The sequence below is a fragment of the Streptomyces mutabilis genome, from assembly GCF_046628145.1.
Taxonomy (GTDB): Bacteria; Actinomycetota; Actinomycetes; order Streptomycetales; family Streptomycetaceae; genus Streptomyces; species Streptomyces mutabilis.
Genome location: NZ_CP176874.1, coordinates 1,089,298 through 1,113,425 on the forward strand (window position 1 = coordinate 1,089,298; position 24,128 = coordinate 1,113,425).

Sequence of the window (24,128 nt, forward strand, 5' to 3'; positions counted from 1 at the left end):
TTCAGGCCCGGAGGTGCGCCCGGTCTCCCATGACCACCACGGGGTGCAGGTCCGGGTCGAGTGTGCGCAGCAGGTACTCCATCCCCCGCTCGGGCAGGCTGACGCAGGCCGACGTGCCGCTGCCGTGGTCCATGTGCAGCCAGATGCTCCCGCCCTTGGACGCGCCCTCGGGGCGGGTCGGGTCGTTCGGAGGGGTGCCCTTGACCCGGTTGTAGTCGATGGCGATCACGTAGTCGAAGTCGTGCCAGTAGGACCTGTCCCACCACCGCGGTGCCGCGAAGGCGTCCGACCGGGTGTACGGGAGACCGGCGCCGGGAGCCGGGTCCGGATCCGGGAGGACGCCGCCCGCGTCGCTGAGGGTGAAGACGCCGACCGGGCTCCGCTTGTCGTTCTCGTGATGGTCGGTCGTCCATCCCTTCTTGCCGTTGTGCGCCGCCCAACCGCGGTCGCGGTGCCAGGCGGAGCCCTGCTTCGTGTACAGCACGACCGTGGAGTCGGCGGAGTCCCTGCCCTCGCCGTACACCGCCACGACCTGGCGGGAATCGGCGGGTATGCGCCGCTGGAGCCGGTCGCCGACGCCGGGGATCCGTGTCGGGTCGGCCGTGGGGCCGCTGCGGCTCACGGAGGGCCGCCCGCCCGCCGGGTCCGTCGCGCCGTGCCCGGACGGGCCGCCGCAGGCGGACAACGTCGTCAGGAAGAGTCCAAGGGCCGCCGTCGCGACCGCCGTACGCCGTGCAGCACCACTCCGCATCGGTCCATGGTCGCACCCGTGCCGGCCCGGCCGGGAAGGCGGCCGGCGGGCGGTAGCCGGATTCGTACCCCACCGCGGAAAACCGCTTGATTTTGGGCATGGCGCGACGCGAACCTGTCACGGTTTGCAGCTTCTTCATGCCGTGGTCAACGGCACTCCCTGACACGAGCCACTGGGACGTCATGCAGATCCAAGACCTTCCGTTTCCCGACCCGGGCGTGCCGGACGCACGCTCCGGGCCCCGATTCCTGTGGTGGCTTTTCCGGAACCAGCTGGGTGGACAACTCAAGTCGCTGGCCTGGGGCCTGCTGCACTTCGCCTCCGTCTCCGCACTGCCGTTCTGCGTCGGTCTCGCCATCCAGGCCGTCGTCGACGGCTCCGGCGCCGGGCTCGCCGTCGCGGGTGGCCTCATGGCGCTGTGCTGCGCCGGCAACGCGGTCGGTGACACCTTCCTGCACCGCGCCGCCGTCACCAACTGGATCACTGCCGCGGCCCGCGTCCAGCAACTCCTGGCCCGCAAGACCGCCCTGCTCGGCTCGGCCCTGACCCGTCGCGTCGCGGCCGGTGAGGTGGTGGCCGTCTCCACCGGCGACGTCGAGAAGATCGGCTGGTTCGTGGAGGCCGTCTCCCGCTTCACGGCGGCGGCGCTCACCATCGTGCTGGTCTGCGCGGCCCTCGTCGTCTACGAGCCGGCCCTCGGCGTCGTCGTGGTTCTGGGCCTGCCGGTGCTGGCCCTCGCGGTGCTGCCCCTCCTCCCCCGGGCCACCCGGCGGGCCGACGTCCAGCGCGAGAAGGCCGGCCGCGCCACCGAACTCGCCTCGGACACCGTCGCCGGGCTGCGGGTGCTGCGCGGCATCGGCGGCGAGGAACTGTTCCTCGACCGCTACCGCGATGCCTCCCAGGAGGTGCGCCACGCTGCCGTGCGCAGCGCCCGCATGTGGTCCCTGATCTCCGCGATCCAGGTCCTGCTGCCGGGACTGCTGCTGATCGCGGTGGTCTGGCACGGCGTCCACCTGGCCCGCGAGGGCCGCATCGGCGTCGGTGAACTCGTCACCGTCTACAGCTCCGTCATGATCCTCACTTACCCGCTCCGCCACTTCGAGGAGATCGCCATGGCGTACTCCTTCTCTCGGCCCTCCGCCAAACGGGCCGCACGGGTGCTGGCACTGGAGCGGGCCACCGACACCGCTGGATCGCGCGCCGCCGAAACCCCGGCCGGAGACCTGTACGACCCGGACACGGGGCTCCTCGCCCCGGCCGGCCGCTTCACCGCCGTGGTGTGCGGCGACCCGGACGCGGCCGGGCGCCTGGCGGAACGGCTCGGCGGACACCCCTCGGAGCAGGGCACCTCCGCCCTGCTGGGCGGCGTGCCGCTCGACGAGCTGCCGCTGGAGTCCGCGCGCACCGCCGTCCTGGTCCAGGACAAGGACCCGGTGCTGCTCTCCGGCACGCTGCGCGAACTGCTGGACGTACCCGCCTCCGGAGCGGTCGACGCCCGGGACGCGCTGGCGGCGGCCCAGTGCGGCGACGTGCTGGCGGCGCTGGTGCAGGGGTCGGTCGGCGCGGACGACCCGATGGACGCCCGCATCACCGAACGGGCCCGCTCCCTCTCGGGCGGGCAGCGCCAGCGGCTCGCCCTGGCCCGGTCCCTGATCACGGACCCGGAAGCGCTGGTGCTGGACGAACCGACCTCCGCCGTGGACTCCCACACCGAGGCACGGATCGCCGAGGGCGTACGGTCCCTGCGCGCCGGACGCACCACGGTGGTCTTCACCTCGTCGCCGCTGCTGCTCGACCGAGCGGACCGGATCGTGTTCCTGCACGACGGGAAGGTCGCGGCGGTCGGCGCCCACCGGGAGCTGCTGCACACCGAGCCCCGGTACCGGGCGGTGGTGACCCGGGAGACCGACGAGGAGACCGCGGCACACCGGGAGGCGAGCCAGGCCGGAGACGGGCGGGCGAAGGCCCCCGACGACCGGCGGTCCCCGAACGGCGGCCTGACCGTGGACCGCGGCCGGACGGCCCCGGACGGCGACGTTCTCGGCGACGACGACGTACTGCACCGACTGGAAGAGATCGAGGAGACGGCATGATCGGCGTCGCGCCACCGTCGTACGACCCGGCGGCCCCGACGACGGCGAGCACCCTGCCCGTCGGCGCGCCCGCGACCGTACGCGCCTACGCGGGAGAACTGCTGCGCCGGCACCGCCGCGCGTTCGTCTTCCTGGTCACCGTCAACACCGTCGCGGTGATCGCCTCGATGGCCGGCCCCTACCTGCTGGGCGGGCTCGTGGAACGGGTGTCGGACGGCGCCCGCGAGCTGCATCTCGGCCTCACGGCCACGCTGTTCGTGCTGGCGCTCGTCGTCCAGGCCCTGTTCGTCCGGGAGGTGCGGCTGCGCGGGGCCATGCTCGGGGAGCGGATGCTGGCCGATCTGCGCGAGGACTTCCTGGTGCGGTCGGTCGGGCTGCCGCCGGGCGTCCTGGAGCGGGCCGGCACCGGTGACCTGCTCTCCCGGATCACGACGGACATCGACCGGCTCGCCAACGCCATGCGCGAGGCCGTGCCCCAGCTGGCGATCGGCGCGGTCTGGGTGGTGCTGCTGCTCGGCGGCCTCGTGGTCACGGCCCCGCCGCTGGCGCCCGCGGTCCTGCTCGCGGTGCCACTGCTGGTGATCGGCTGCCGCTGGTACTTCCGCCGGGCGCCCTCCGCCTACCGCTCGGAGGCCGCGGGGTACGCCGCCGTGGCCGCCGCGCTCGCGGAGACCGTGGACGCCGGGCGCACCGTCGAGGCCCACCGGCTGGACGCCCGCCGCATCGAGCTGTCGGAACGCCGGATCAAGGAGTGGACGGCCTGGGAGCGCTACACGCTGTGGCTGCGCTCGGTGCTCTTCCCGGTCATCAACGTCACCCATGTGACCGTGCTCGCCTCCGTTCTGATGATCGGCGGGGTGTTCGTCCTGCAGGGCTGGATCGGGGTCGGTCAGCTGACCACGGCGGCGCTGATCGCGCAGATGCTCGTCGACCCGGTCGGCATCATCCTGCGCTGGTACGACGAGCTGCAGGTGGCCCAGGTTTCCCTGGCCCGGCTGGTGGGTGTGCGGGACATCGAGCCGGACGCCGGTGACGCCTCTCTCGCCCCCGACGGCCGGCACGTGCACGCCGACCGCGTGCACTTCGGCTACCTCGAGGGCGTTGACGTCCTGCGGAAGGTGTCGCTGGAGGTGGCCCCCGGCACGAGGCTCGCGCTGGTCGGTCCCTCCGGGGCCGGCAAGTCGACGCTGGGCAGGCTGCTGGCCGGCATCTACGGTCCCCGCGACGGCCGGATCACCCTGGGCGGCGCGGAACTGTCCCGGATGTCCGCCGAGCGCGTCCGCTCGCACGTCGCCCTCGTCAACCAGGAGCACCACGTCTTCGTGGGTTCCCTGCGCGATAACCTCCGCCTCGCCCGGGCCGGCGCCACCGACGCCGAGCTGTGGGCGGCGTTGGGCGCGGTCGACGCGGACGACTGGTCCCGGGCCCTCGACGAGGGCCTGGACACCGAGGTCGGCTCGGGCGGCTTCGCGCTGACCCCGGCCCAGGCCCAGCAGATCGCGCTGGCCCGCCTGGTGCTGGCCGACCCGCACACGCTGGTGCTGGACGAGGCGACGTCGTTGCTCGACCCGAGAGCGGCCCGTCACCTCGAACGCTCCCTGGCGCGGGTCCTGGACGGCCGCACGGTTATCGCGATCGCCCACCGTCTGCACACCGCCCACGACGCGGACGTCATCGCCGTCGTCGAGGACGGACGGATCAGCGAGCTGGGCAGCCACGACGAGCTGGTGGCGACGGACGGCGCGTACGCGGCGCTGTGGCGGTCGTGGCACGGGTGACAACGACACCGCCCGGCACCGGGCGGGCCGCTGGTTCCCGCCGCACCCGTGCGGTGGCCGGCTGGGGCGACTGGGGTAGGGCGTGCACGGTTCACCTCCGGTCCGGACGGGCGCGGCCGGTGCGCGGACGGGCCGAGTGTGTGTCGTCGGCGAACGGTGCCCGGGCGGGCAGAGCACGGACCGGCCGCGGACGGTGCCCAGGCGGGCCGTGTGCGGGCCGTCGCGGACGGTGGGCGTCGCCCGTGCCCGGCCGGAGCGGAACGGTGCTCGGCCGGCGGAATCGGGCGCCCGTCGGGGGCGCCTCCCCCGGCCGTGACCGGCCCGGCGCGGTATGGGCGCCGGGGACCCGGTCGACGGCCGTGCCGTTGCGCGCTCCCGAACGGGAGTGGAAGGCTGGGAGGAGGCACCGGCTCGGGGTGGCCCCGGGAACCGTACGGTTCCGCGAGGGGTGACGCCTGTGCCCCGTGCAGCGGCGGCCCGCCGCGGACCACGGCGAGAAGGGGTTCGGCCTCACCCCCTGGAGGTACCCGTGAACAGCGTCGGTGGATGGGGAGATGACGTCTACCAGCCCGACGGATCCGAGCAGCGCGAGGACACCGGGCTGCTCGACGGCGAGGACACCCTCGAGTACGACGGCGTGGACGACCCCCTCGACCGCGGCTGGTCCCCGCCCGAACGCCCCTGGGCGGTGGAACACACCGGCGTGACGGCCGCCGAACGGCACCGGGGCGAGACGCTGGATCAGCGGCTGTCCGAGGAGCGGCCGGACGTGCTCGCTCCCGACGGCGACGGACTGGGCGATTCGGACGGCACCGACGGGGAACTGCTGGACAACGAGGTCGGCACGGATCGTTCCGGTCGGCTCGTGGCCCCCGACGAGGGGGCGCACGAGGACGAGGAGCCCGCTCTGGTCGCCATGGACGTGGGCATCGACGGTGCCGCCGCCTCCGCCGAGGAGGCCGCGATGCACGTGGTCGACGAGGATTCCCTGCCCGGCTGACGTCACCCGCGACGGTGTTCCGCCGTCGCCCCCATCATCCGCGCCGTACGAGGAGCAGCCATGCAGCAGGACAAGCACCCGGAGTACCGGCCCGTCGTCTTCCGTGACCGCAGCGCCGGGTACGCATTCCTCACCCGGTCCACCGCCACCAGTGACCAGACGATCGCGTGGGACGACGGCGAGACCTACCCGGTGGTGGATGTGGAGATCTCCTCCGAGAGCCACCCCTTCTACACGGGCAAGGCTCGGACGGTGGACTCCGAGGGGCGCGTCGCCCGCTTCGAGCGACGCTACGGTGGCGGAGGCGAGGGGCAGGGCGCCGGCGGTAACGGCTGAGGGAACCCTGCCACCGAGCCCGCGCTTCGGCCGGGGCACCGGCACCGGCACGGGAACAGGGGGTTCGGTGGGCTTCAGATGAAGTTGAGCGCCGCCGCGCCGCCCACTCCGCCGAGGAGCATGAACGCCGGCATCAGCACCTTCAGCTCGACCCAGCTGCCCGCCCGGAACCGCATGGCCTTCGGCGGGCCGATGGGGTACCAGCGCTTGCGGCCCACCGGTATCGGCCAGAGTATGGGGCAGCCCGAGACGGTCAGCGCGTCCCCGATGTCGTGCACCAGCGCGCCGAGCACGATCGGCAGCCCCAGCCACAGGTACTCCTGGCCCGGTGCGGTGAACAGCCAGTCCGAACCGCCGTCCGGCTTGTCCAGTATTCCGGCGAGAATCCACGCGCTGGTCCCCGCCAGCAACCAGACCAACACGTCGCTGCTGGACCCGCGGGTCGCCCGCCAGAGCAGGCCCTCGATGGCGAGCACCATGTGCACGAAGAGGATCGCCAGCACGGCCCAGCGGCCGCCCGTGATGGCCAGCACCGAGGTGCCGCCGCCGATCAGGACCGCCCACAGCCAGGTGTGGGTCAGCGTCCGGTGGCCGCCGGAGCGGCGCGGGTCGCCCTGCTTCTTCGTGGCCTTGTAGACGGCGTAGGACAGCTTGTCCACGATCTCGCACAGCCCACGTGAGACCGGCCCGAAGGCCCGGGAGATGGTGGCCGCCTTGTGGTCGAGATCCGGGGCGAGCGCGGCTCCGGCACAGATCAGCGCTCCGGCGAGCAGCACCGGCCAGGGCATCGGCTGCCCGGCCGCGGCGGTCGCCGCTCCGACGCCGAGCCACGCCGCTGCGCCCGACAGTGAGTGTGCTGGTCCCATCATCGCCGTTGCCCGCCCCATTCCTCGTGTTCCGCTGTGCAGTTGTCCGGGTCCGCCGCAGCCTCGTCGGCGACCCAGCGTAGCGTTCGTGATCTTCACGCGGACAGCCGATTCCCCCATCACGGCAGAGGCCAGGCAAGATGGGGGCGTGACCCTCATCGATCAGCTGCCGCGGACCGCCGACCCAGATGCCCTGTACGAAGCCTTCGAGGCGTGGGCCCAGGAACGCGGTCTCACGCTGTACCCCCATCAGGAGGAGGCGCTGATCGAGGTGGTCTCCGGCGCGAACGTGATCGTGTCGACGCCCACCGGCTCCGGCAAGAGCATGATCGCCGCGGGCGCGCACTTCGCCGCCCTGGCCCGTGACGAGGTCACCTTCTACACGGCCCCGATCAAGGCCCTGGTGTCGGAGAAGTTCTTCGAGCTGTGCAAGCTCTTCGGCACCGAGAACGTCGGCATGCTGACCGGCGACGCCTCCGTGAACGCCGACGCCCCCGTCATCTGCTGCACGGCCGAGGTCCTGGCGTCGATCGCGCTGCGCGACGGCAAGCACGCGGACATCGGCCAGGTCGTCATGGACGAGTTCCACTTCTACGCGGAACCCGACCGCGGCTGGGCCTGGCAGATCCCCCTGCTGGAGCTGCCGCAGGCCCAGTTCGTCCTCATGTCGGCCACCCTCGGTGACGTCTCGTTCTTCGAGAAGGACCTCGCGCGCCGCACCGGCCGCCCCACGGCGGTGGTCCGCTCGGCCACCCGGCCCGTGCCGCTGTCCTACGAGTTCCGCTACACCCCGCTCACCGAGACGCTCACCGACCTGCTGGAGGCCCGGCAGGCGCCCGTCTACATCGTGCACTTCACGCAGGCGCAGGCCGTGGAGCGGGCGCAGGCGCTGATGAGCATCAACATGTGCACGCGGGAGGAGAAGGACCGGATCGCCGAGTTGATCGGCAACTTCCGCTTCACCACCAAGTTCGGCCGCAACCTGTCCCGTTACGTCCGGCACGGAATCGGCGTCCACCACGCCGGCATGCTGCCCAAGTACCGGCGGCTGGTGGAGAAGCTCGCGCAGGCCGGTCTGCTGAAGGTGATCTGCGGTACGGACACGCTCGGCGTGGGCGTCAACGTGCCCATCCGTACCGTGCTGTTCACGGCCCTGACCAAGTACGACGGCACCCGGGTGCGCACGCTGCGGGCCCGCGAGTTCCACCAGATCGCGGGCCGGGCCGGGCGCGCGGGGTTCGACACGGAGGGCTTCGTCGTCGCCCAGGCGCCCGAGCACGTCGTCGAGAACGAGAAGGCGCTCGCCAAGGCCGGTGACGATCCGAAGAAGCGACGGAAGGTCGTCCGCAAGAAGGCACCCGAGGGCTTCGTCGCCTGGTCGGAGAGCACCTTCGAGAAGCTCATCGCTTCCGATCCCGAGCCGCTCACCTCCCGTTTCCGGGTCACGCACACCATGCTGCTGTCCGTGATCGCCAGGCCCGGCAACGCCTTCGCGGCCATGCGGCACCTGCTGGAGGACAACCACGAGCCGCGCAAGCAGCAGCTGCGGCACATCCGTCGGGCGATCGCCATCTACCGGTCGCTGCTGGACGGCGGCATCGTCGAGAAGCTCGACGAGCCGGACGCCGAGGGCCGCATCGTCCGTCTCACGGTGGACCTCCAGCAGGACTTCGCGCTGAACCAGCCGCTGTCCACCTTCGCGCTGGCCGCCTTCGAGCTGCTGGACCCGGAGTCCCCGTCGTACGCGCTGGACATGGTCTCCGTCGTGGAGTCCACGCTGGACGATCCCCGGCAGATCCTGGCCGCCCAGCAGAACAAGGCGCGCGGCGAGGCCGTGGCCGCGATGAAGGCGGACGGCGTCGAGTACGAGGAGCGCATGGAGCGCCTCCAGGACATCACGTACCCGAAGCCCCTGGAGGAGCTGCTCTTCCACGCCTACGACACCTACCGCAGGAGCCACCCCTGGGTCGGCGACCACCCGCTGTCGCCGAAGTCGGTCATCCGGGACATGTACGAGCGGGCACTGACCTTCACGGAGTTGGTCTCCCACTACGAACTGGCCCGCACCGAGGGCATCGTGCTGCGCTACCTCGCGAGCGCGTTCAAGGCCCTCGACCACACCGTCCCCGACGACCTGAAGTCCGAGGACCTGCAGGACCTGATCGAGTGGCTCGGCGAGATGGTGCGCCAGGTCGACTCCAGCCTGCTGGACGAGTGGGAGCAGCTGGCCAACCCGGAGGAGATGACCGCGGAGGAGGCGCAGGAGAAGGCCGACCAGGTGCGGCCGGTCACCGCCAACGCGCGCGCCTTCCGCGTCCTGGTCCGCAACGCCATGTTCCGTCGTGTCGAGCTCGCCGCCCTGGACCAGGTCGAGGAGCTCGGCGAGATGGACGGCGAGGGCGGCTGGGACGCCGACGCGTGGGGCGAGGCCATGGACGCGTACTGGGACGAGTACAACGACCTGGGCACCGGTCCCGACGCCCGCGGCCCCAAGTTGCTGATCATCGAAGAGGAGCCGCAGAACGGCCTGTGGCGCGTGCGGCAGATCTTCGACGACCCGAACGACGACCACGACTGGGGCATCAGCGCGGAGGTCGATCTCACGGCCTCCGACGCGGAGGGCCGGGCGGTCGTCCGCGTCACCGATGTCGGCCAGCTGTGAGCACAGGAGAATCCCACCGATGACGAACCCGGCCGAGAGCCTCGTCGCCCTGCTCGACCTGGAGCAGATCGAGGTCAACATCTTCCGTGGCCGCAGCCCCGAGGAGTCGCTGCAGCGGGTCTTCGGCGGCCAAGTGGCCGGCCAGGCGCTGGTCGCGGCGGGCCGCACCACGGAGGGCGACCGCCCGGTGCACTCGCTGCACGCGTACTTCCTGCGTCCGGGACGCCCGGGCGTGCCGATCGTGTACCAGGTCGAGCGGGACCGGGACGGTCGGTCGTTCACGACCCGTCGGGTCACCGCGGTGCAGCAGGGCCGCACGATCTTCACGCTCACCGCCTCCTTTCACAAGCCTGAGCAGGGGAGTTTCGAGCACCAGCTGCCGCCGGCCCGCAAGGTGCCGGACCCCGAGTCCCTGCCGAAGGTCGCCGACGAGGTCCGGGAGCACCTGGGCGGGCTGCCCGAGCAGTTCGAGCGGATGGCCCGCCGTCAGCCCTTCGACATCCGTTATGTGGACCGGCTGCGCTGGAGCGCCGAGGAGGTCGAGGACGCCGAGCCCCGCAGCGCCGTGTGGATGCGCGCGGTCGGGCCGCTCGGCGACGACCCGCTCGTGCACACCTGCGCCCTGACCTACGCCAGCGACATGACGCTGCTGGACGCCGTGCGCATCCCGGTGGAGCCTCTGTGGGGCCCGCGGGGCTTCGACATGGCGTCGCTGGACCACGCCATGTGGTTCCACCGGCCGTTCCGCGCGGACGAGTGGTTCCTGTACGACCAGGAGTCGCCGATCGCGACCGGTGGGCGAGGGCTCGCGCGGGGACGGATCTACGACAGGGAGGGACGGATGCTGGTGTCCGTCGTCCAGGAAGGGCTGTTCCGGGCCCTGAAGTAGTCGCGAGTCAGGGGTCCGGTCAGGGGTCTCTGCGCCAGAGCCTGCCGAGCAGACCGCGCAAGCGTCCCGTTTCCTCCGCCTCGTGCCGTGTCTCTGCCCCATCGGGCGGAGACGGCACGGGACGGAAGGCGGGGCGTGGCGCGGGAAGGTACCGGCGAGCAGCCTCCATCTCGGCCGCCAGATTCGTGCGCAACCATTCGATCTCGTCGGGGTCGGCCGCCGTCATGATCTCTTCGGCGAGCTGCGCGGCCGGGGAGCCGGGGGTCGCGTGGGCCGGCGGCACCGGGCGGAACCGATTCAGACGAGAGCGCTCGTAGGGGTCCCGGACGGCCGCCGACACCTCGACCGGGCCCAGCAGCGCCGCCACCGCCGCGGCCCGGGTCCACGGATCGGCGGCCTGGCGGAGCAGGAACCCCAGGTACTGTCCCCTCCAGTTGCGGGCACGCAGGTCCAGGCCTTCCCTCAGCTGGTCCCTCAGTCCCTCGGGCGTACGGCCCTTGAGCAGTGCGGTGTTCTTCTCCTCGCCCGCGAACTGCCGTAGCTCGTCGGCAAGGTACAGCCAGACGACGGCACGGTAGCGGTTGACGTAGAACCTCACGGGCACCAGGAGGCCCAGACGGGCGAGACGGGTGAAACGGGCCTTGGTCACCGCCATCAGGGCCGCGCCCTCCGTGGTGCCGACGGTCCGGACGCTCTCGCGCAGGGTCTCCGGGAATCCCTCCACCGCCCGGATCCGCTCGGTCTCGTCGCGGGTGACGCGTCGGCCGCCGCCCGGGGCGTCGGAGTCGTCGGGCACGGTGCGGATGCGGCCGATGTGTACCGCGAGGTCGAACTCGCCGCGCTTGAGGCCGAGTTCCCTCGCCGCGCGGCCGGGCGGGAGAAGAGTGGCGCCGGTGCGCCGGAGAGTGGTCGTGGTCTCGTGCGTGAGAAGGCTGCCGGACATGTTCGTCTCCCCCGTGGAGTGTGCGGCGGGCGCCGGTCCGCGCCCGCCTGACACAGAACGGTAGCCGCGGGCGCGCCCTCCGCGTCGAGCCTGTGGAAAACTCCGCGGCAGGTCTCGCAGGAGTACTGAACGCCCAGGTCAGAGGTCTGTCGGTGTTATCCGGCCCGGCTGTCGCGCATCGACGTCGAGGTGCTCGCCCACCCGGTTCACGAGCAGCGTCATCTCGTAGGCGATCTGCCCGATGTCGGCCTCCGCGCCGCTGAGCACGCACAGGCAGCTGCCCGCGCCCGCCGCGGTGACGAACAGGACGGCGTCGTCGAACTCGACCATCGTCTGCCGTACCTGGCCCGCGCCGAAGTGGCGGCCCGATCCCTTGGCCAGGCTGTGCAGTCCGGACGAGACGGCGGCGAGGTGCTCGGCGTCCTCGCGGCGCAGGCCCGTACTGGCTCCCGTCACCAGCCCGTCGTTGGACAGGACCAACGCGTGCCGGACGTGCTCGACCCGCTCGGTCAGGTCGTCCAGCAGCCAGCCGAGTCCCTGGTTCTGCGCCATGATCCGATCTCCCCGTGTCGTCCCCGTGTGCGTGCGTTTCCCCCGCGCGGCGGAGGATCTGCCCGCCAGCCTTCACCACGCCCGTGCTCCGGGCAAGGAGGATGTGGGCATGGCACAGAAGATGACCGATGAGGAATGGCGGGCGTTCGTCTCGCAGGGCACCCGCACCGGCAAGCTCTCGACCGTGCGGGCGGACGGCAGCCCGCACGTGGCACCGATCTGGTTCCTGCTGGTCGGGGACGACGTGGTGTTCAACACCGGCAAGGACACCGTGAAGGGACGCAATCTGGTCCGTGACGGCCGAGTCGCCCTGTGCGTGGACGACGACCGGCCTCCCTTCGACTTCGTCGTGCTGCAGGGCCGCGCACGTGTCTCGGAGGACCTCGGCGAACTCCGGCACTGGGCCGCCCGTATCGCGGCCCGGTACATGGGCGAGGAACGCGCCGAGGAGTTCGGGGCCCGCAACGGGGTTCCGGGCGAGCTCCTCGTCCGCGTCACCGTCGACAAGGTCCTGGCCCAGAAGTCCGTGGCGGACTGAGGCCGCCGGTGCGAGCGTGGCAGGGTCGGCCCGCTCAGCGCACGGAGTCGAGCAGCCGGGCGGTGTGCATCCGCCCGGCGTACTCGACGAGCCGGATCAGCACCTCCTTGCCCGAGTCGCGGTCCCGGGCGTCGCACAGCACCACGGGGGTTCCCCGGTCGAGGTCGAGGGCGCGCAGGACGTCCTGCTCCTCGTGGCGGCGCGCCCCCGTGAAGCAGTTGACGGCCACCACGAACGGGATGCGCCGGTGCTCGAAGTAGTCCACGGCCGGGAAGCAGTCCGCCAGGCGCCGGGTGTCCGCCAGGACGACGGCGCCGAGCGCGCCCTGGGACAGTTCGTCCCACAGGAACCAGAACCGGTCCTGCCCCGGTGTGCCGAAGAGGTACAGGGACAGGCCGGACCGGATGGTGATGCGCCCGAAGTCCATGGCGACGGTCGTGGTGACCTTGCGGTCGATGCCGTCGGTGTCGTCCACCAGCCGGCCCGCTTCGCTGAGTTGCTCCTCCGTGCGCAGCGGCCTGATCTCGCTGACCGCGCCCACCAGAGTGGTCTTGCCCACGCCGAACCCTCCGGCGACCAGGATCTTCAACGCCAGCGCCGTCGTGTCGCCGTCCGTGGGGTCGGGGTGCTCGGAGACCATCGATCATTTCTCCCGGTCCGGTTGGTCGTGCACGGTTGTGCCGGTCATGGCTCTCGGCTCCTCTACAGTGCGCGGAGTCCGTCGATCACTTCGCGCAGAATCCGTTCGTCAGGCAAGTGCGCGGGCGGTACGGGGCGGCTGACGGACACACAGCCGAGTTCCACCAGGTCGCCGAGGAGTACCCGGACGACGCCCACGGGCAGATCGGCGTCCGCGGCGAGTTCGGCGACCGACTGGGTCTCCGAGCGGCACAGGTGGACCAGGGTCCGGTGTTCCGGCCCGAGCACGGCGTCGTCGGAGTCCGGCGCGCCGGGGACGCGCGTGACGAGGGCGATCAGGTCGAAGCGCACCCCCGCGGGGCCGGGCCGGGTGCGGCCGCCGGTCATCGCGTAGGGGCGAACCAGGGGCCCGGCCTCGTCGTCGTACCACTGGCTGCCCGGCCGGTCCCGGCCGTCGCCCGTGGTGTGGTCGGTCATCGGTGCTGCCCTCCCGGGTCATCCGCCGGCGGGCGGCCGTGCGACGGCGCGTGGCGCGGTGCGGAGATGCTCACCGACGCGTCTGACCAGACGTGCCATCTCGTAGGCCACCAGACCGATGTCGGCGGTCACCGCGGTGAGGACGGCGAGGCAGGAGCCGTCGCCGGCGGCGGCCACGAAGAGGAAGCCGTCGTCCATCTCGACCATGGTCTGGCGTACGCCCCCGGCGCCGAAGTGCCGGCCCGCGCCCTTGGCCAAGCTGTGGAAGCCGGAGGCGACCGCCGCGAGATGTTCCGCGTCCTCACGGCCGAGGCCGGTCGACGCGCCCACGGCGAGTCCGTCGTTCGACAGCACCACGGCGTGCCGCACTTCGCGCACGCATCCGACGAGGTCGTCCAGCAGCCAGTCGAGTTCGCGGGCCCACCGGGCGCTCCCGGTGCCGGGGTTGTGGATCATGCGGGGTCTCCTTCGTCTCTGTTGCCGCCGGCCCGCGCGTCCGGTGGGGTCCGATGGCCGGGGCGGCGGCCACCGCCGCGTGACCAGCCGTCGCGGTAGGCCGTCATGCGCTCCCGTACGAGTTCCGGGGTGCGCTCGTCGTGGGCGCGTAGGAAGGGCGGCGGTGCGGGATCGGCCGGGCGCCCGTCGCGCAGTTGGGGAGCCAGGCTGGCCTGCCGCACGCGGCGGGGGAGGTCGTCGGACCGGTCCGCCGTCTGTGCAACGCCGTGGTCGTCGGGCCGCCCTGCCGCCCGTGCGGCACCTCGGTCGTCGGACCGGCCCGTCGTCTGTGCACCGTGGTCGTCGGACCGGTCCGTGGTGTGCGGCGGGCGGAGACCATCGGCGGTGCCGGAGCGGTCAGGGGACCGGTGCAGTCGCAAGGGGGAAGTTCCTCGGGGCCGGCTCGGTGCCGAGCTGTCCGCCATCGCCGGTACGGAAGCTGCCAGCGCCGGTCGTTCGGCCGGTGCGGGAACGGGCTCCTGGTACGGAGTGGGACCGGCGGCGTACGCAGGGTCCGCGGGCTGTGAGGCCTCGTGTGCCGTTCCGGGCGACCGTTCCGGCGTTCCGCTGTGCAGGAGTGCGGTGGGCAGCAGGACGACGGCGGTGGTGCCGCCGTAGGGCGAGGTCTTGAGGTGCACCTTGATGTCGTGCCGGGCGGCGAGCCGGCTGACCACGAACAGGCCGAGGCGGTCGCTGTCGAACAGGTCGAGCGCCTCGGACCGGGCTATGCGGTGGTTGGCCTCGGCGAGCGTGTCCTTGCCCATGCCGAGCCCGCGGTCCTCCACCTCGATGGCGTAGCCGTTGCCGACGGGCTCGCCGGTGACACGCACGCGCGTGTGGGGCGGCGAGAACTGGGCGGCGTTCTCGATGATCTCGGCCACGAGGTGGGTGAGGTCGGCGACCGCGGCGCCGATGACGGACGCCTCGGGAAGGTGTCGTACCTCCACTCGCGCGTAGTCCTCGATCTCCGAGACGGCCGCACGGACCACGTCCGTGAGGGAGACCGGCGTGCGCCAGGCACGGCCGGGTGCGGCGCCGGAGAGGATGATCAGGCTCTCGGCGTGGCGCCGCATGCGGGTGGTGAGGTGGTCGAGGCGGAAGAGGTCGCTCAGTTCGTTCGGGTCGTCGGAGCGGCGTTCCATGCTGTCCAGGAGACTCAGCTGGCGGTGCACGAGGATCTGGCTGCGCCGGGCGAGATTGACGAAGACCCCGGAGATGCCGCTCGCGAGTTCGGCGCGCTCCACAGCGGCCCGCAGGGCGGCCCGGTGCACGGTGTCCAGTGCCTCGGCGACCTGGCCGGCCTCGTCCTCGGCGGGCGGCCCGGGTGGCACCTCAGGGCCGATCTCGATCTCCTCACCCGTGCGCAGTCTGCGCATGGCCTCGGGGAGCCGGCGTCGGGCGATCTCCAGGGCACTGTTGCGCAGGCCTACCAGTTCGACCACCAGGCCGCGGCCGATGCGCACGGAGATGACGAGCGACGCCGCTACGGCGAGGAGGCCGAGGAGGACGGCGGCCCCGGCCGGAGTGAGCACGCCGCGCGTGAACGGGTCGGCCCGGTCGGCGACTGCCCGCCCGGCGTCCTGTTCGATCGCCCGCATACCGTCCCGCACGCGCGCGTACGCCCCGTCCCAGGCCGTGAGCGGTGCCGCTTCCTCGATCGCCCGGCCTTCGGCACCCGGGGCGAGCAGCTTCTCCTCGGCCGCCCCCACAGTCGCGTAGGCACTGCCGGCGGCGAGTTCCTGCCACGCGGCGCGTTCGGAGCCGCGCAGGTCGGCGACGGCGGATTCGGTGAGGGATCGTCGCCTGTCGACGGCGCCGGTGAACAACCGCATCCGCTCGCCGCCGAGACCGTCGGCGAGGGGGGCGCCGGCCAGCAGGGTGTCCTCCTGGGCGAGTGCCTCGCCCGCACGGGCGAACTCGACCAGCACACGGGCATCGGAGCCCTGATCGGCGTCCTGGATGCCGCTCAGCGCGCCGCCCACGCGGAAGGCCGCGGAAATCGTGGCCGTGTACCGGCCGTAGGCGTCCTCCCAGTCCGCGCTGCGGTCGAGGACGGCGGTGCGCAGTGGACCGAGCCGTTCGGCTCCGGCCACGAACGCACCGAGCCGCCGGGCCACCGAGGCGGGGAGTTCCTCGCTGTCGGCGACGGTGTGGCGGTCGCCGAGGCGCAGTTCCGCCACCGCGCGGTCGGTGCGTGCGGTGAGTTCCCGGTAGTCGTCGCCCGGGACCGCCGACGGGTCGGTGGCGTGTCGTACGGCCGCGCGCCGTTCAGCCTGCAGGGCGGCGACGGCGGCGTTGACGGGGGCCCGGACCTCGGCGTCCACGCGCTGCACCTGCCGGAGTCGTGAGATGTCCTGTGCCGTGGTGACGGTGGCGTACGCCCACAGGGTCAGCAGGGAGACGACGGGCACCATCAGCAGGCAGACGATCCTGGCCCGCACGGTGCGCGGACGGATGCGTCTGCGCCACGCGCGCGTGCTCACCGGTATCCGCGTCGCGTCCGCGGGGTCCGTGCGGCTCTCGTCCGCCGCCGGTGGACCGGCGTGTGCCCGGCGGCCGCGCACGGGCGGCCGGGGCGGCGGCTCGGTGCCGGCCGTGGGAGACGACGTCCGTGGTGTACGCATGGTTTCCTCGCTCGGGGCGGAGTCGGGACGTTGCCGCAGGGACCGTCGGCGCCCGGGACCGTCGACGCCCGGGGACCGCCGCTACCGGGCGGTACCACCGGCTGCGCTCTCGGCGGCGCTCCCGAGGGGCTGCCGAGCCGACGCGGAGGCCTCGTGCTCCCCTGCCGTCGGCGAGAGCGCGACGAACGCCGAGGTCAGGAAGAGGTAGGACCCGAGGCCGACGGCGAGGGGGAAGATGAACTGCATCGCCGTGGCCCCGGGCAGCGCTTCGCCGGAGGGCGTGACCCGCACGCTCACCGCGGACATGCCGGTGTAGTGCATGCTGCTCACGGCCGCTCCCATGATCAGGGAGGCGACGGTGACCGCCAGGGCGGACCTGATGTTCAGCGCGGCCCACAGAGCCGCCGTGGCCGCGGCGACGGCGATGAGGACGGAGAGGCCGACGCGCAGTGGGTCGTAGCTCACGTCACCGTGCAGGCGAACGGCGGCCATTCCTAGGTAGTGCATGCTGGCGACGCCGAGCCCCGTGGTGAGTCCGCCGAGCACCAGTGCTCGTGTGCGGTCGCGTCCGTAGCCGACCGCGAAGACGCCGGCGCAGACGACGACCATGGCGACGAGCAGGCTCGTGAGGGTGAGCGGTACGTCGTAGCGGATGTCGGTGCCGCTCACGCGGAAGCCGAGCATGGCGACGAAGTGCATCGTCCAGATGCCGGTGCCGATCGCCGAAGCCGCGGTGAGCAGCCAGTTGCGGCGCGCGCGGCCGTCGGCGGCGAGGGCGCGCACGGTGCAGCGCAGCCCGAGGGCGGCGCCGGCACAGGCCATCGCGTACGACAGCGCGGGAGTCAGCCAGCCGAGGGCGGCGTGGTCCAGGTGTCCCATGGCCCCGGGACGCTAGTCCCGGCGAGGGCGCACAATGGGGGCGCATTTCGAAAGCTGTTGCTATGTGACACAGAGAAGCGCTGGAACGATCGCGTCATGCTCGAACATGTGCACCGGGGCATCCCTCGTGCCATTGGGGGATCATGCGGAGCATGAGCGACGACCACACGCACGTCCAGGAGTTCTTCGGCGCTCGCGCCGCCGACTGGGACAGCCGGTTCCCCGACGACGGCCCCGCCTACGCGGCCGCGGTCGCCGAACTGGGTCTGCACGAGGGGGCTCGCGTGCTCGACGCGGGCTGTGGCACCGGGCGTGCCCTGCCCCCGTTGCGCGCGGCCGTGGGCCGCTCGGGGCTGGTCGTGGGGGCCGATCTGACGCCCGCCATGCTCCAGGCCGCCGTTCGGGCCGGGAGGGACCGTGCGGGACGGTTGCTGCTGACCGACGTCGCCGCGCTGCCCCTGCGGTCGCGGTCGCTCGACGCCGTGTTCGCGGCGGGCCTCATCGCGCACCTGCCCGATCCCGCCGGGAATCTGACGGAGTTGGCGCGCGTCGTGCGTCCCGGTGGTGTGCTCGCGCTGTTCCACCCGATCGGAAGGGCGGCACTGGCGGCCCGGCAGGGCCGGCGGATCACCCCGGACGACTTGCGCGCGGAGCACCGGCTCCGGCCCTTGCTGGCCGGTTCCGGGTGGCGCATGACCTCGTACGTGGACGAGGACGCCCGGTTCCTGTCCCTGGCCGTGCGGGAGGGCTGACCACTCAGCTTGCCTGTGCGATCACCGCGGCGAACTCGTCCGGCCGGTCGAGCATGACGTTGTGCCCGGCTCCCGGGACGGTCACCACGCGCACGCCCGCGGCCTCCAGCGCCTGCCGGCCCTCCAGTTCACCGCTGAGCCCGCCCTGCACGTACACACGGTCGACCGGAAGTCCTTCGAGGAGGGTGCGCATCACGGGCTCCGATCCCCGCCGCAGCCCGACCGCGGAGCGGTGCAGGGCACGCGCGTCCGCCAGCCGCATCGTCGCCGCCCACAGCGGGCCGACGTCCTCCAGCACGCGCGCGTGGCCGCCGTGGACGTAATCGTCCTCCTCGTAGGAGGCGATGCGGCTGCTGCCCGCGGCCGACGGCGGGAAGGCGTCGAGATTGGCCTCCGTGAGGACCAGACGGGAGACCAGTTCGGGCCGCCGGTGGGCGAGGACGATGGCCACGGCGCCACCCATACTGTGCGCGACCAGTTCCGCTCCGGTCAGGTCCGCCGCGTCCAGCGCGGCGGCCAGCGCGTCGGCGTGGTCCTCGAGGGTGTACCCGAAGTGCTGGGGCCGGTCACTGATCCCGTGGCCCGGCAGATCGACGAAGAGGCTGCGGCGGCCCGCGAGTTCGGGGCGGGCCGCGATGTGCGCGTGGTACACGGACGAGACCGATCCGAGCCCGTGCACGTACACCCGCGCGGGCTCCGCCCCCGGTGCCTCCGTCCAGCGGATGCAGCTGCCCCGCCCATCGAACCGGGCTTCCCTCATCGTGTCCTCCCACGGTCCGTCGCGCCCTGTCGCACGACCACACAGAGAATACATCGGTCCCGATGTATTCGTGTAGCGAGGTATTGCGGAACCAGAGGTACGAACGCTCATGGGCGAGAATGCGGACATGCTGGAGCTCGCCATCCTCGGATTCCTGTACGACGCCCCACTGCACGGCTACGAACTGCGCAAACGCATCACCGCGCTGACCGGGCACGTGCGGCCCGTCGCCGAGAGCACCCTCTACCCCGCGATCAAGCGCCTGGAGAAGGCGGGCCTGCTCGCGCGTGCCACTGAGCCCGGCGCCGTGGCGGCCCCGCGCCATGTCCTGACCCTCACCGACGAGGGACGGCGGGAGCTGCGCCGCCGGCTCGCGGAGCCCGCGCGACTCGACATCACCGACGAGAACCGCTGGTTCACGGTGCTGGCCTTCCTCCGCCACCTCGACGACGCCACCGCGCAGGCCGCCGTACTGCGCCGGCGAGAGGCGTTCCTCGAGGAGCCGGCCAGCTTCTTCTACGACGGTGACCGGCCGCTGGGCGCCGAGGAACTGGACGATCCCTTCCGGCGCGGTGTTCTGACCATCGCGCGGGCCACCTCCCGGGCGGAACTCAGTTGGCTGCGGGAGACGATCGACTCACTCGGCGGCTGACGTGTCGATGTGCCGGACCGGGCAGCCCCGCACGCCGGGAACGGGTCGGGTGCCCAGCTCCGCCAGCCGATAGCCGTTCGGGTAGCCCTTGATCTCCCGGTTCTGCCGGGCGTGGTGCGGGGCGCGCCGCGGCGGCATCAGGCGGACCGCCCGCCCGCGCAGCCGCACCGCGCGGCGCACGATCGCGCGGACGGCGAGGCTCGGCGGGGTGTAGCGGAACGCCCGCAGGAGGGGCTCGTCGAGCAGGGCCAGGGTTCCGGTGCGCAGCAGCGGTGCGAGGGCGCCCGGGTACCAGGAGGCCATGAGGTCGAGTGTGGCGTCGGAAACCCTGCGCGCCCCCTCGTCCCAGGCGAAGTGGGCCTCCTCATAGGCGTCGAGGCAGGTTTCGAACTCCTCGTACGAGCCCGGTATGTCACGGATGCCCATGTACCGGCCCAGCGTGCGGTAGTGAACGGCCGAGGCGACGGTCTCGTGGCGCGACATCCTGCGCCACCCGTAGGCGTCGATCCAGCGTTTGGGGGTCACGACGAACGTGCACAGGACGTATCGCATGTCGTCGTTGGAGATGTCGTAGCTGCGGTGCATGTGGTTGATGCGGCGGATGGCCGTGCGGCCCTGCTCGCTGCCGAAACCGTGCTCGACGACGGCGTCCAGGAGCAGTGCCGTGTCGTCGTACCGCTTCTGCGCCCGGTCGGTGAACTCCGCCGTCTCCGCCAGCAGTCGGCCGATGCTCGGGACGGCGTAGGTGCGGTACAGCGCCAGTTCCAGGGCTCGGGCGAAGTCCCAGGGGAATTCGTAGGCCGAGGAGAGCCGGTAGATCTCCGAGGCGTCCTCGTGCGGGTCCATCCGCCGGATCTGCTCCAGGCGCTCGAAACGCTTCACCGTGGCCGTCCCCTTCTGCCGCCGAAGCTTCAACTCTACGTTGAGCAGCAGGAGATGCACGATCGGTCGTGGCATTCGGCAGGGGAGGGTGATCCGCTTGTTCGCAAGGATCCGCGAGGCCTGGAACAGATCTCGCGCCGCACGGCGCACGGAGCGGAAGGCGGGAGGTGAACCGCGTTCGCACAACCTGTTCGAGGCCGCCGCCGCATATGTCTCGGCGTGCGCGGAGGATGACCAGGACAGGATCGACGAGGCGACGGGCTGGGTGTCGCCGGAGGCGCTGTCGTTCGGAGTGAACGAGCTGGCGTGCCGGGCCGTGATCGCGCTCGCGCGGGAGCGCGACGAGTCGCCCCGGGACGTGGCCCGGTCACTGCTGGGGCTGCCCGCGACCTGACGCACGCGTGCCGACGGGGTGGTCGATTCGCCCCCGTCCAGCCGGAAAGCTGCAGCTCGGGTGCGTCCGGGAGTCGTGACAAGGGCTTCCCGGTCGCACTAGGGTGCGCGCCATTGGACGAACCGATGGGGAGGCTGGGATGGCCGGGCCGGACGAGGACGCCGTCGCCGCCGCGGAGGATGCGCTCTATGTGCTCACGGCGGTGCTGCTGACGCCGGCGAAGTTCCCGAGTGTGCTGGGCGACGACTACGTGGAGGCGTGCGAGGCCCTCGGTCTTCCGCCGCTGGCCGACGGCTACGGTCTGGTGCTCGGCCAGGACGGTGACGGCGCCCGGTGGACCGTCGTCGTCGACGACGTCTCGCTGGTCGCCGTCGCCGTGGCGTCCTGGGACTGCGGCATGGAGTACGACCTGTCGCCGGACGAGCGTACGGTCGTCGCCGCGCTGCCCGGCTGGCCCCTCGCGGTCGCCGTGGCGGCGCCCGGCGTTCCCGCGCCGCACGATCCCGCCCCCGAGTCCGCCGACCAGCCCGCGCTGGCACCGCCGGACACCACGGCTTGGGGGCCCCCGCAGCGGCGTCTGGGGGCCGACGAGATCGCGCTGCAGTGGACGCAGTGGCGGGAGCAGATCGACGACGCGGACTTTCCGGCCCCCGCCGAAGGCGCCGGTTCTGCGGACGGCACTCCGGCAGACGGACCGGAGGCACAAGGCGATACCGGCGCTGCCGAGTCGGAGTCCGACACCGATGACGAGGCGGGAGCCGCGGGACGGGCCGCCCCGGACCCGGTCGGCGTTCCGGACGGGACCGGCACCGGAACCTTCGGGCACAGCGGCGTCCGACGGGTCCTCGCGGAGGCCCGCGCCTACATCGACACCCCTCCTCCGCTCGGCCGGGTGCGGTCGTCGTTCGCGTCGGGGGACGCGCGGACCCTGCGGGCCGACGGCCCGGGCTGGTCGCTGGTCGCCCGGACCGACGACATCGCCTTCGTCCTGCTCGACGAAGAGCCCGGTGAGGTTCTGCCCGTGGGCAGGGGCCCGTCGCTGCCAGGGCTCCTGGAAGCCCTCGACAGGATGGCCGTACGGCCGAGCTGACCGGGGTGGGACACCGGATCCGGTACCGGGGCGCCGCTGAGGCCCACCTGCGCGGTTCCTGTCCTCGGCCTCTATGCCGGGCTCTCTTTCCATGTGGCCCCAACCCATGGAAGAGGCCGGAGTCGGCCCGCACGATGGGGCAGCCCTCAGCTCCACTCCCCCGTCGCGCCTGGAGGCCCCATGCGTCTGCTCCGTGGTGTTCCGTTCCTCGCCGCCGTTCTCACGGCGGTCTCGCTGACCGGGCCGGCACCCGCTGCCGCGGCTGCCGACGGCAGCGGGCAGTGCTCCCGCCAGGAGCGCGTGCGGGTGCCGGGAGCGGCCATGCAGCGCACCGCTTGCCTGGACGATCTGACGACCGCCGGACTGGCGGGCACCCCGTACACCGACATGGCCGACCAGGCCGGGCTGACGGCCGGCGGTACGAGAACGCCGTCCGGGGTCCCCGGCATCCAGGTCGACGGGTACTTCCCGGACTCCTCCCGCTTCAACACCACGCACGGCTGGCGCCACGACGCGCAGTTCGTGATCCGGCTGCCGGACCACTGGAACGGCGGTCTCGTGGTGACGGGGGCGCCGGGCACGCGCAAGCAGTACGCCACGGACAAGGCGATCTCCGACCGGGTACTGGCCCAGGGGTACGCGTACGCCGCGACCGACAAGGGCAACAGCGGAACGGACTTCTACCGGGACGGCGGCCGGCCCGGGGACGCCGTCGCGGAGTGGAACGCGCGGACCACGCAGCTCACCCGCGCCGTCCGGCGGGTGGCCGCCCAGCGCTACGGGCACGCGCCGCGTCGCACCTACATCGCCGGTATCTCCAACGGCGGCTACCTCACCCGATGGCAGCTGGAGAACCACCCGGAACTGTACGACGGCGGCGTGGACTGGGAAGGCGCGCTGTGGACCACGAACGGCCCCAACCTGCTCACCTCCCTGCCGGCGACGGTCGCCCGGGCGTTCGGCGCGGCACGGGACGAGGACCTGTACGCGGCCGGCTTCGCGCGCGGCTCCGAGTTCTTGTGGCCGTACCACGAGAAGGCCTACTGGGGTCTGACGCAGAAGATCTACCGGGCGGAGTTCGACCCGGAATACGATCCCCGCTGCCCTGGCCCCACTGCCGGGTCCACGCCGGAGGAGATCCTGGCGCCGTGCCCCTCCGACGCGGCGTACGACTACGCCGAACGTCCCGCCTCCGTCCACCGGGCGGTGGCCCGGGTGGCGCTGACCGGACGCATCGGCAAGCCGCTGATCACTCTGCACGGCGACATGGACGCGCTGCTGCCCAAGGCCGCCGACTCGGACGTGTACGCACGCATGATCGACGCGAGGGGGCGGGGCGAACTGCACCGCTACTACACGATCACGGGCGGTACCCATGCAGACGGGCTGTACGACATGTATCCCGACCGGCTGCGGCCGATCCTGCCGTGCTTCCGTTCGGCGTTCGACGCGCTGACCGCCTGGGTGGAGCAGGGCACCGAACCGCCCGCGGACCACACGGTCGACAGGCCCGCGGACGGTGACGTGGTCAACTTTTGCGCGCTGACGGGAACCGCGACGGCGCGGCGTTAGCGCCTCAGCGGCCGATCTCCTTGCGCGTGACGCGGCGCAGCCTGCGCCGCTGCGAGGGGTCCAGGGTGAGGTACGCGGCGGCCGGGACTCCCAGAACTATCAGCAGGGCGGCCCACCAGGGCAGCCAGATCAACAGGATGAGCCCGGCCGCCACGCCCCCTGCTGCGACCTTGGCGTTCTTCGACATGGTGTCGCCTCCTTCGCGGCCACTGCCGCTCTCTGTCCTGAGAACGGGCCCGCGCTTCCGGCGGTTCCGTACCGCGCCCCTGAGACATCCCTGAGACCGAACCCTGACGCGCCCCCGAGAGCCCGTGGTCCCGGAAACCGCCGCCCGACCCGCCGCCCGGACTCACCTCCCGGCCCACCTCCCGTGAACCCATCGGCGACCCCGGCCCCAGAGAGCGCCTTCTCATGTGAACAGTGACCCAAGACACAGGGCGACCACACCTCATAACCCTGAAGGTGATGTACACTCGCCAATCGCGCCCTCCACTAGTCAAATTT

General features: G+C 72.2%; 24 protein-coding genes. 12 read left to right on the forward strand and 12 right to left on the reverse strand.

From position 1 onward, the window contains the following. Position 1: 1 nt before the first annotated feature. On the reverse strand, positions 2–751 hold the full coding sequence (locus tag ACLIN4_RS04600; protein WP_307653174.1) for a hypothetical protein: 750 nt from the start codon (positions 749–751) through the stop codon (positions 2–4). Between the two features lie 182 nt (positions 752–933). Between ACLIN4_RS04600 and ACLIN4_RS04605 the strand changes: the two genes are divergently transcribed. The 4 genes from ACLIN4_RS04605 (at position 934) to ACLIN4_RS04620 (ending at position 5,958) form a co-directional block, all read left to right on the forward strand. Further along, positions 934–2,844, forward strand: a complete 1,911-nt coding sequence (locus tag ACLIN4_RS04605; protein WP_289907751.1) for an ABC transporter transmembrane domain-containing protein — start codon at positions 934–936, stop codon at positions 2,842–2,844. Continuing rightward, a complete protein-coding gene (locus tag ACLIN4_RS04610; protein WP_107477542.1) occupies positions 2,841–4,622 on the forward strand; it encodes an ABC transporter ATP-binding protein in 1,782 nt (593 codons plus the stop codon). Before ACLIN4_RS04605 ends, ACLIN4_RS04610 begins: the two co-directional genes overlap by 4 nt. Before the next feature lie 529 nt (positions 4,623–5,151). Next, positions 5,152–5,622: a DUF5709 domain-containing protein gene (locus ACLIN4_RS04615; protein ID WP_100044885.1), complete on the forward strand. Its 471-nt coding sequence runs from the start codon at positions 5,152–5,154 to the stop codon at positions 5,620–5,622. Positions 5,623–5,682: 60 nt separating this feature from the next. Beyond that, on the forward strand, positions 5,683–5,958 hold the full coding sequence (locus ACLIN4_RS04620; RefSeq protein WP_107477543.1) for a type B 50S ribosomal protein L31: 276 nt from the start codon (positions 5,683–5,685) through the stop codon (positions 5,956–5,958). A 74-nt stretch (positions 5,959–6,032) separates the two neighbouring features. Here ACLIN4_RS04620 and ACLIN4_RS04625 read toward each other — a convergent pair whose 3' ends face one another. Further along, a complete protein-coding gene (locus ACLIN4_RS04625) occupies positions 6,033–6,827 on the reverse strand; it encodes a metal-dependent hydrolase (RefSeq protein ID WP_100044883.1) in 795 nt (264 codons plus the stop codon). Between the two features lie 145 nt (positions 6,828–6,972). Between ACLIN4_RS04625 and ACLIN4_RS04630 the strand changes: the two genes are divergently transcribed. Together ACLIN4_RS04630 and ACLIN4_RS04635 are read left to right on the forward strand one after the other, a co-directional pair. Beyond that, positions 6,973–9,486 carry a DEAD/DEAH box helicase gene (locus ACLIN4_RS04630; protein WP_179342412.1) on the forward strand — a complete coding sequence of 838 codons (2,514 nt, stop codon included), beginning with the start codon at positions 6,973–6,975 and terminating at the stop codon, positions 9,484–9,486. 19 nt (positions 9,487–9,505) lie between these two features. Further along, positions 9,506–10,375, forward strand: coding sequence for an acyl-CoA thioesterase (locus ACLIN4_RS04635; RefSeq protein ID WP_100044882.1), 870 nt, complete (start codon positions 9,506–9,508; stop codon positions 10,373–10,375). Positions 10,376–10,394: 19 nt separating this feature from the next. On the opposite strand, the gene ACLIN4_RS04640 is transcribed toward ACLIN4_RS04635, so the two are convergent. Together ACLIN4_RS04640 and ACLIN4_RS04645 are read right to left on the reverse strand one after the other, a co-directional pair. Further along, a complete protein-coding gene (locus tag ACLIN4_RS04640; RefSeq protein ID WP_411575524.1) occupies positions 10,395–11,318 on the reverse strand; it encodes a DUF6397 family protein in 924 nt (307 codons plus the stop codon). A gap of 138 nt (positions 11,319–11,456) precedes the next feature. Further along, positions 11,457–11,870, reverse strand: coding sequence for a roadblock/LC7 domain-containing protein (locus ACLIN4_RS04645; RefSeq protein WP_107477545.1), 414 nt, complete (start codon positions 11,868–11,870; stop codon positions 11,457–11,459). Between the two features lie 109 nt (positions 11,871–11,979). Here ACLIN4_RS04645 and ACLIN4_RS04650 point away from each other — a divergent pair, with 109 nt between their 5' ends. Continuing rightward, positions 11,980–12,408, forward strand: coding sequence for a PPOX class F420-dependent oxidoreductase (locus ACLIN4_RS04650; RefSeq protein ID WP_289907754.1), 429 nt, complete (start codon positions 11,980–11,982; stop codon positions 12,406–12,408). Between the two features lie 34 nt (positions 12,409–12,442). On the opposite strand, the gene ACLIN4_RS04655 is transcribed toward ACLIN4_RS04650, so the two are convergent. The 5 genes from ACLIN4_RS04655 to ACLIN4_RS04675 all read right to left on the reverse strand — a co-directional run bounded on the left by ACLIN4_RS04655 (position 12,443) and on the right by ACLIN4_RS04675 (position 17,522). Continuing rightward, on the reverse strand, positions 12,443–13,048 hold the full coding sequence (locus tag ACLIN4_RS04655) for a GTP-binding protein (protein WP_107477546.1): 606 nt from the start codon (positions 13,046–13,048) through the stop codon (positions 12,443–12,445). Between the two features lie 62 nt (positions 13,049–13,110). Next, on the reverse strand, positions 13,111–13,524 hold the full coding sequence (locus tag ACLIN4_RS04660) for a DUF742 domain-containing protein (RefSeq protein ID WP_100044877.1): 414 nt from the start codon (positions 13,522–13,524) through the stop codon (positions 13,111–13,113). Between the two features lie 18 nt (positions 13,525–13,542). Next, entirely contained in the window at positions 13,543–13,980 is a 438-nt protein-coding gene (locus tag ACLIN4_RS04665) for a roadblock/LC7 domain-containing protein (RefSeq protein ID WP_307653170.1), read from the reverse strand. Next, positions 13,977–16,643 carry a nitrate- and nitrite sensing domain-containing protein gene (locus tag ACLIN4_RS04670; RefSeq protein ID WP_411575525.1) on the reverse strand — a complete coding sequence of 889 codons (2,667 nt, stop codon included), beginning with the start codon at positions 16,641–16,643 and terminating at the stop codon, positions 13,977–13,979. Before ACLIN4_RS04670 ends, ACLIN4_RS04665 begins: the two co-directional genes overlap by 4 nt. Before the next feature lie 81 nt (positions 16,644–16,724). Then, positions 16,725–17,522, reverse strand: a complete 798-nt coding sequence (locus tag ACLIN4_RS04675; RefSeq protein ID WP_107477548.1) for an MHYT domain-containing protein — start codon at positions 17,520–17,522, stop codon at positions 16,725–16,727. Positions 17,523–17,674: 152 nt separating this feature from the next. Here ACLIN4_RS04675 and ACLIN4_RS04680 point away from each other — a divergent pair, with 152 nt between their 5' ends. Continuing rightward, positions 17,675–18,274, forward strand: a complete 600-nt coding sequence (locus tag ACLIN4_RS04680) for a class I SAM-dependent methyltransferase (protein WP_289907757.1) — start codon at positions 17,675–17,677, stop codon at positions 18,272–18,274. Positions 18,275–18,278: 4 nt separating this feature from the next. Here ACLIN4_RS04680 and ACLIN4_RS04685 read toward each other — a convergent pair whose 3' ends face one another. Beyond that, positions 18,279–19,034, reverse strand: coding sequence for an alpha/beta fold hydrolase (locus tag ACLIN4_RS04685; RefSeq protein WP_381912270.1), 756 nt, complete (start codon positions 19,032–19,034; stop codon positions 18,279–18,281). A 127-nt stretch (positions 19,035–19,161) separates the two neighbouring features. On the opposite strand from ACLIN4_RS04685, the gene ACLIN4_RS04690 reads away from it, so the two are divergent. Beyond that, positions 19,162–19,686, forward strand: a complete 525-nt coding sequence (locus ACLIN4_RS04690; protein WP_289907855.1) for a PadR family transcriptional regulator — start codon at positions 19,162–19,164, stop codon at positions 19,684–19,686. On the opposite strand, the gene ACLIN4_RS04695 is transcribed toward ACLIN4_RS04690, so the two are convergent. Next, positions 19,672–20,568 carry an oxygenase MpaB family protein gene (locus ACLIN4_RS04695; RefSeq protein WP_411575526.1) on the reverse strand — a complete coding sequence of 299 codons (897 nt, stop codon included), beginning with the start codon at positions 20,566–20,568 and terminating at the stop codon, positions 19,672–19,674. The two genes, ACLIN4_RS04690 and ACLIN4_RS04695, sit on opposite strands and share 15 nt — an antisense overlap. Positions 20,569–20,665: 97 nt before the next feature. On the opposite strand from ACLIN4_RS04695, the gene ACLIN4_RS04700 reads away from it, so the two are divergent. From ACLIN4_RS04700 to ACLIN4_RS04710, 3 genes are all read left to right on the forward strand, one after another. After that, the gene (locus ACLIN4_RS04700) at positions 20,666–20,962 is read left to right on the forward strand and encodes a hypothetical protein (protein ID WP_179342414.1); all 297 of its coding nucleotides are present in this window, start codon (positions 20,666–20,668) and stop codon (positions 20,960–20,962) included. Positions 20,963–21,101: 139 nt separating this feature from the next. Then, positions 21,102–22,052: a hypothetical protein gene (locus ACLIN4_RS04705; RefSeq protein WP_107477550.1), complete on the forward strand. Its 951-nt coding sequence runs from the start codon at positions 21,102–21,104 to the stop codon at positions 22,050–22,052. A 180-nt stretch (positions 22,053–22,232) separates the two neighbouring features. Next, complete coding sequence (locus ACLIN4_RS04710) at positions 22,233–23,624, forward strand: tannase/feruloyl esterase family alpha/beta hydrolase (protein ID WP_307653166.1); 1,392 nt, start codon at positions 22,233–22,235, stop codon at positions 23,622–23,624. Between the two features lie 4 nt (positions 23,625–23,628). On the opposite strand, the gene ACLIN4_RS04715 is transcribed toward ACLIN4_RS04710, so the two are convergent. Further along, positions 23,629–23,811: a hypothetical protein gene (locus tag ACLIN4_RS04715; RefSeq protein ID WP_043375640.1), complete on the reverse strand. Its 183-nt coding sequence runs from the start codon at positions 23,809–23,811 to the stop codon at positions 23,629–23,631. Between the last annotated feature and the right edge of the window lie 317 nt (positions 23,812–24,128).

Bases quoted from the DNA above. Each gene is read 5' to 3' on its own strand.
- ACLIN4_RS04680 (WP_289907757.1), top strand. From the start codon at position 17,675: ATGAGCGACGACCACACGCACGTCCAGGAGTTCTTCGGCGCTCGCGCC.
- ACLIN4_RS04670 (WP_411575525.1), bottom strand. From the start codon at position 16,643: ATGCGTACACCACGGACGTCGTCTCCCACGGCCGGCACCGAGCCGCCG.
- ACLIN4_RS04600 (WP_307653174.1), bottom strand. From the start codon at position 751: ATGCGGAGTGGTGCTGCACGGCGTACGGCGGTCGCGACGGCGGCCCTT.
- ACLIN4_RS04690 (WP_289907855.1), top strand. From the start codon at position 19,162: ATGCTGGAGCTCGCCATCCTCGGATTCCTGTACGACGCCCCACTGCAC.
- ACLIN4_RS04640 (WP_411575524.1), bottom strand. From the start codon at position 11,318: ATGTCCGGCAGCCTTCTCACGCACGAGACCACGACCACTCTCCGGCGC.
- ACLIN4_RS04710 (WP_307653166.1), top strand. From the start codon at position 22,233: ATGCGTCTGCTCCGTGGTGTTCCGTTCCTCGCCGCCGTTCTCACGGCG.
- ACLIN4_RS04675 (WP_107477548.1), bottom strand. From the start codon at position 17,522: ATGGGACACCTGGACCACGCCGCCCTCGGCTGGCTGACTCCCGCGCTG.
- ACLIN4_RS04715 (WP_043375640.1), bottom strand. From the start codon at position 23,811: ATGTCGAAGAACGCCAAGGTCGCAGCAGGGGGCGTGGCGGCCGGGCTC.
- ACLIN4_RS04665 (WP_307653170.1), bottom strand. From the start codon at position 13,980: ATGATCCACAACCCCGGCACCGGGAGCGCCCGGTGGGCCCGCGAACTC.
- ACLIN4_RS04610 (WP_107477542.1), top strand. From the start codon at position 2,841: ATGATCGGCGTCGCGCCACCGTCGTACGACCCGGCGGCCCCGACGACG.
- ACLIN4_RS04685 (WP_381912270.1), bottom strand. From the start codon at position 19,034: ATGAGGGAAGCCCGGTTCGATGGGCGGGGCAGCTGCATCCGCTGGACG.
- ACLIN4_RS04625 (WP_100044883.1), bottom strand. From the start codon at position 6,827: ATGATGGGACCAGCACACTCACTGTCGGGCGCAGCGGCGTGGCTCGGC.
- ACLIN4_RS04620 (WP_107477543.1), top strand. From the start codon at position 5,683: ATGCAGCAGGACAAGCACCCGGAGTACCGGCCCGTCGTCTTCCGTGAC.
- ACLIN4_RS04635 (WP_100044882.1), top strand. From the start codon at position 9,506: ATGACGAACCCGGCCGAGAGCCTCGTCGCCCTGCTCGACCTGGAGCAG.
- ACLIN4_RS04705 (WP_107477550.1), top strand. From the start codon at position 21,102: ATGGCCGGGCCGGACGAGGACGCCGTCGCCGCCGCGGAGGATGCGCTC.
- ACLIN4_RS04650 (WP_289907754.1), top strand. From the start codon at position 11,980: ATGGCACAGAAGATGACCGATGAGGAATGGCGGGCGTTCGTCTCGCAG.
- ACLIN4_RS04645 (WP_107477545.1), bottom strand. From the start codon at position 11,870: ATGGCGCAGAACCAGGGACTCGGCTGGCTGCTGGACGACCTGACCGAG.
- ACLIN4_RS04655 (WP_107477546.1), bottom strand. From the start codon at position 13,048: ATGGTCTCCGAGCACCCCGACCCCACGGACGGCGACACGACGGCGCTG.
- ACLIN4_RS04660 (WP_100044877.1), bottom strand. From the start codon at position 13,524: ATGACCGACCACACCACGGGCGACGGCCGGGACCGGCCGGGCAGCCAG.
- ACLIN4_RS04605 (WP_289907751.1), top strand. From the start codon at position 934: ATGCAGATCCAAGACCTTCCGTTTCCCGACCCGGGCGTGCCGGACGCA.